This window comes from Dietzia timorensis (assembly GCF_020742175.1).
Lineage (GTDB): Bacteria > Actinomycetota > Actinomycetes > Mycobacteriales > Mycobacteriaceae > Dietzia > Dietzia timorensis_A.
In genome coordinates this window covers 1-5,072 of the sequence record NZ_DYXM01000020.1, presented here as the reverse complement: position 1 = coordinate 5,072, position 5,072 = coordinate 1, and the positions used below count along the sequence as shown (strand labels likewise).

The 5,072-nt window shown below is 64.0% G+C and carries 5 protein-coding genes; 2 read left to right on the top strand and 3 right to left on the bottom strand.

Going from position 1 to position 5,072, the window contains the following annotated elements; translation table 11 throughout:
* Nucleotides 1-1,718: choline BCCT transporter BetT (betT, locus tag K8V11_RS00885; protein ID WP_303910323.1), on the bottom strand; the 1,718-nt coding region annotated here is incomplete at its 3' end.
* Between the two features lie 353 nt (nt 1,719-2,071).
* On the opposite strand from betT, the gene K8V11_RS00880 reads away from it, so the two are divergent.
* Nucleotides 2,072-2,671, top strand: a complete 600-nt coding sequence (locus K8V11_RS00880; RefSeq protein WP_303910322.1) for a hypothetical protein — start codon at nt 2,072-2,074, stop codon at nt 2,669-2,671.
* A gap of 29 nt (nt 2,672-2,700) precedes the next feature.
* Here the strand turns inward: K8V11_RS00880 and K8V11_RS00875 are convergent, their stop codons facing one another.
* Complete coding sequence (locus K8V11_RS00875; RefSeq protein WP_303910321.1) at nt 2,701-4,203, bottom strand: lipase maturation factor family protein; 1,503 nt, start codon at nt 4,201-4,203, stop codon at nt 2,701-2,703.
* 43 nt (nt 4,204-4,246) lie between these two features.
* Here K8V11_RS00875 and pcm point away from each other — a divergent pair, with 43 nt between their 5' ends.
* Nucleotides 4,247-4,819, top strand: a complete 573-nt coding sequence (gene pcm, locus K8V11_RS00870) for a protein-L-isoaspartate O-methyltransferase (protein ID WP_303910320.1) — start codon at nt 4,247-4,249, stop codon at nt 4,817-4,819.
* On the opposite strand, the gene K8V11_RS00865 is transcribed toward pcm, so the two are convergent.
* Nucleotides 4,816-5,072, bottom strand: a 257-nt coding sequence (locus K8V11_RS00865; RefSeq protein WP_303910319.1) for a hypothetical protein, incomplete at its 5' end; no start/stop codon positions are given. The genes pcm and K8V11_RS00865 overlap by 4 nt on opposite strands.

Below are 5,072 nucleotides of genomic sequence, written 5' to 3'. Positions count from 1 at the left end.
AAGTCCGCGGCCTCGGTTTCGCTCGCGTAGGACATACGGTGCTTGAGGCGCTGGCGCCAGTTGCCGCGCTCGCCGGTATCGCGGACCCGGCTCGTGAGAAGGGTGGGCAGGGTCGCCTGGCGGGAGTCGATTCCCAGCTGCTCGGTCTTGAGCACCTTCCACAGGCTGAACATGACGAGATAGATGAGTATCGATAGCGGCAGCCCGACCATGACCGTGGCCGCCTGCAGCGTGTACACGCCGTCGATAAACAGCATGACGAGGGTCAGCGCACCGGTGATGACAGCCCACACGATGCGTAGCCACGGCGGCCCGTCCGAATCGTTCATCGTCGGCTTCGAGGTCATGTTCGCCATGACCAGCGAACCGGAATCGGCGGAGGTCACATAGAAGAAGAGGCCCGTGAGCACGGCAACGGAGATCGTGAAGGTGGATCCCGGGTACTGCTCGAGAAGCGTGAAGAAGCCCGATTCGGGCAGCTCGACCGCCTGGTTGAGGAACTCCTGGTCGTCGAAGAAGCTCAGCGCGGCGTTCCCGAAGATCGACACCCACATGAGGATGAAGGAGAACGGGATGAGCAAAACGCCGATGACGAACTGCCGAAGCGTGCGGCCGCGGGAAATACGGGCGAGAAACAGCGAGACGAACGGTGCCCACGCGATCCACCAGGCCCAGAAGAAGAGTGTCCAGTCGGCCTTCCACTGCTCGGCGGGGTAGTCCGCGGTGCCCGTGCTGTAGGCGAAGGTGTTCATCATCATCGACGGGAAGCGGGAGAAAAAGTCGCCGATGTTCTGGACAAGCGCGTCGAGCATGTGTGCCGTCTGTCCGGAGAACAGCACCCACAGCACGAGCACGATCGCGAGGATCACGTTGAGCTCGGAAAGTCGGCGGATGCCCTTGTCGACGCCCGACACGGTCGAGGCGATCGTAATGAACACGGCGAGTGCCATCAGCGCAATCTGCACGCCCAAGGAGTTCGGGATACCGAACAGTTCGGACAGGCCGTAGTTGAGGAAGACCACGCCGATACCGAGCGAGACGGAAATGCCGAAGATGGTTCCGATCGTCGCGGCGATCTCGACGGTGTGCCCCGCGGCGCCGTGGATGCGCTTGCCGAAGATCGGGGCGAGCGCCGAGCGGATACTCAAGGGAAGGTGATAGCGGTAGGCGAACAAGCCGAAGGCCATACCCATGAGCGCGTACATTGCCCAACCTGGGATGCCGTAGTGGAAGATCGTCCAGATCGGGGCCATGCGCGCGGCCTCTTCGGTCATGGGTCCGACATCCGGTGGCGTCAGGTAGTTCGTCGCGGGGCCGGAGATGCCGAAGAACATCAGGTCGACGCCGATGCCGGCGGCAAAAAGCATCGCGGCCCACGTGAAGAGATTGAACTTCGGGCGTGAGTGATCGGGGCCCATCTTGGTCCGTCCGACGCGGGAAAACGCGACCACAATGACGAATACGACGACGATGGTGGCAGTGAGGATGTAATACCAGCCGAAGTTCGTGGCCACCCATCCCATCGCGCCGAAAATGGCGGTCGATGCAGCATCGGGCCAGATCGCCGCCCACAGCACGAACGCCACGATAATCACCGACGCGCCGGCGAATACCGGCCAGTTGACCGCCGAGTGCGTCGCCTGCTTCGTGGCGGCCGGGCTTTTTCCGTCCGCGGGTTCAGTCGATTCCGGGGCCGAGAATTCGGCGGAATCAGCCATGTCCTTCCTTTCGCTTAGGGAATGAGGGGGTTCCCTACGCATGCCACGGCGAACATCGGCCGAAATATGAAGATGCGGGTTCGGGAACCCAGATCAACACTAGCCTGAGCCGGATCCGCGATCGGAGCTGCGGTGAATCCCGGCGACAAAATCCGTCACGAGAAACTGCAGATGCAGATAACGTAAACACGTTGGGGGATACGAGGGGTATCAGCTCAAAGGAACCGGCGAACCGAGGGGAGTAAATGAGAATACGACGAGCGGCCATGATGACATGTCTCGCGACAGCGCCCGCCGGTTGTGGGCTGGGCGATGTCGTCGATTCTTCGTCAGGCGAGTCGAATGGTGCGGCGATGTCGACAGTGGAGCCTACGTTTCCGTCTACTTCGGAAAACTCGTCGGAATCGTCGACATCCGCGTCCGAAACGACTTCCGAGCCCGGCAACACCACGACCACGACCGCCTCGCCGACGCCGTCCGACCGATCCTCCGCGGCGAAGAAGAATGCCGATTTCTCGGACCTTTCCGAAAGAGATGCGCTGTATTACTCCGGCAACGGCAACAGCAGCCTTGCCGGAACGCGCTTCTCCTCGCCGACCGGAAACATCCAGTGCCACATCACAGGAGAGGGTGCCGCATGCGTCGTCAAGGAGCACCAATCCTGGCCGGAGGCGAATCGGTACAACGACGGCGTTCCGGAAACGACGCCTGATGTGATCGGCTGGTATCCGGGCTCCATCGGAGAGGACGTCCCGCAGCACTGGAAACAACAAGGCTCGTGGCCCTCACGTGGCACCGGCGTCGAGCTGCCATATGGGACCTATGTCGACGTGGTCACCGATATCGACGGCGCCACCCCGAACGTGCGCTGCGGCAGCAGGAAGACCGGCATGACATGCGTGGCCGGCGAACACGGATTCAGCATCAGCCGAGAAACCTACGACGTGTGGTGATCCCCGCGCCCCTCGGGTCCGTGCGAGGATTATGCTCCGATTGGCTTCAGGTCGTCGAGCGAGGAAGGTCGGACGAGCGTGCCCTGGAGCTCGCGTGTCCAGTATCGCCCGGTCTCACTCCGCTCTACAGGTGTAGCATATCGGTACTCGAAGACGCGGACGCGGAGGAGAGCGGGAGCTTCGCCGTCATACGGATCGATCCGTAAGAGCCTACGGATTCCCGGATCGCCTTGGGCGAGCCGGACCAGTAACGCGCGGAACCACTGCTCGCGGTAGGCGCCCAGCGCGGCGAACCACATGACCCAATCCAGCCGCAGGTGGTAGGGCGCGAACTGGCGCGGGGTGCGGTACACGTCGCCGGGTTTGCCCTTGAATTCGTAGGGAAGCCAGTCGGACTCCGTCGGGTCTTCGAGCACCGTGCCCTCGATGATGAGCTCGCGACGCACGCGAGTCATCGAACCGAACGCGCCATAGGCGTTGACGAGCTTGAACACGTTGAACGAGGCGTTCATGCGCTGGTGGGGCGACAACAAATTGAGCAGCGGCTCGCGGCTGAGCACAAGCATCCACACGAACACGACCGTGATGCCGACCGCCCACCACAACGGTGATGCGGCCGCGCCTTCCACGGTGTGCGGCTCGATCCCGAACCAGCTCAGACCTGGCCACGGCCCGCCGGCGATCCACGCGAGCGTCGAGTCGCTGATCGCGGCGGTCGCGAGGATGATGGTGAGCCAGTTGAGCCACGCATAATTCCCGGTGACCACGAGCGCGAACTGGCTGACGATAATCGCGAACGCCCCGAACGTGGCGATCGGCTGCGGCAGGAACAGCAGGAATGGCGCCCCGAGTTGCACCGCGAAGTTCGCGGCGGTCTCGCCCTTGTGCCACCACCCCGGCCGCAGGTGCGCCCACCGCGATAGCGGCCCCGGCATGGGCTGGGTCTGGTGGTGGAAATCCATCGCGGTGAGGTCCCGCCATTGCGGATCTCCGCGCCACTTGATCATCCCCGCGCCGAACTCGACGCGGAACACCATCCAGCACAGGAACAGCAGGATCGGTGCGGGCGGGGCGACGGCATGCGACCCGAGGAATCCGGCCACGAACCCGGCCTCGAGAAGCATCATCTCCCAACCAAACCCGTAGAAGCGCTGCCCGATCGAGACGATGGACAGGTACAACCCCCACATCGCGAGAAAGACCGGGATCGGCGCCCACGCGGGCCCGAGTTGGGGGATTCCGATGACGGCGGACGCCGCAAGCACCATGCCCGCCGCGCACACCAAGCGCAGTAGCCGGTCCGAATACGGCGTGAACCTCCACCGGAACAGACTGGGCCCCTGGCGCCACGAGGTCCGCCGGATAAAGGCGGGCGCAGGGGAGAGGCCATGCTCGCCGAGCAGTGCCGGGAACTGGAAGAAGCCGGACAGGAAGGCGAGAAAGAACAGCGCGGCGACACCGCGCATGATGATCTCGCGGGCGATGGTGAAGTCGCCCGCGTCGACGACGGCGATCCAGCCGCTCACATCCATGGGAACCCTTGTCTCGCGACTCCGCGTGCGTTTCTATGGTGGCATGACAGGCGATGAACGGGTGCGCGAAGCGATGGAGCGGGTGCCGCGGGAGGTGTTCCTCCCCGAAGACGTTCGCGGTCGCGCCGGCGAGGACCGGCCGCTGTCCATCGGTCACGGGGTGACCAATTCGCAGCCCTACACCGTGCGCATCATGCTCGAACTACTCGGCGTGCAACCCGGCGATTCGGTGCTCGACGTAGGCGCCGGGTCTGGATGGACCACGGCGATCCTCGCCGAGCTCACAGGGCCCGAAGGGTCCGTGCTCGGCACCGAAAGGCTCGCACCGCTCGTCTCACCCGCCGCCGAACGGGTGGCGTCGCTGGGCTACCGGAACGCCGACGTCATCGCCGCGCCGGAAGGAACCGTGGGGACGCCGGACGCCGGGCCATTCGACCGGATCCTCGTCTCCGCCGAGGCCCGCACCCTCCCGCAGGTGCTCGTCGATCAGCTCGATGACGGCGGAGTGCTTGTGATACCCGTGGAAGGCGAGATGCTGCGCGTGCGCAGGACCGGCGGCGACATCGCCACAACCAGCCACGGTCGCTTCTCTTTCGTCCCGCTGATCGAGGGCTAATACCACTGTTGCTGCCGTTTGATACGGCGGCGATCGACGATTGCCTTTACAGCGATCGCGAAGGACCCGAGGGTGAAGAAGAGCCCGCCGAACATGCAGACGAAAATCATCGGGGTATCGCCCCTCCAACCGCCGCTGACCTGGGTCTCGGAAAATGGCCGCGAAATCGCATAGCCGAAGGCGAAGCACGCCAGGCCCATCGCGAAACAGCCGAGAATGACGGCGACCTTCGCGATCGGCGCGTCAGGGCCGA

What these genes read in the sequence shown, in the direction of transcription:
- pcm (WP_303910320.1), top strand. Translation starts at nt 4,247, where the DNA reads ATGACAGGCGATGAACGGGTGCGCGAAGCGATGGAGCGGGTGCCGCGG.
- K8V11_RS00880 (WP_303910322.1), top strand. Translation starts at nt 2,072, where the DNA reads ATGTCGACAGTGGAGCCTACGTTTCCGTCTACTTCGGAAAACTCGTCG.
- K8V11_RS00875 (WP_303910321.1), bottom strand. Translation starts at nt 4,203, where the DNA reads ATGGATGTGAGCGGCTGGATCGCCGTCGTCGACGCGGGCGACTTCACC.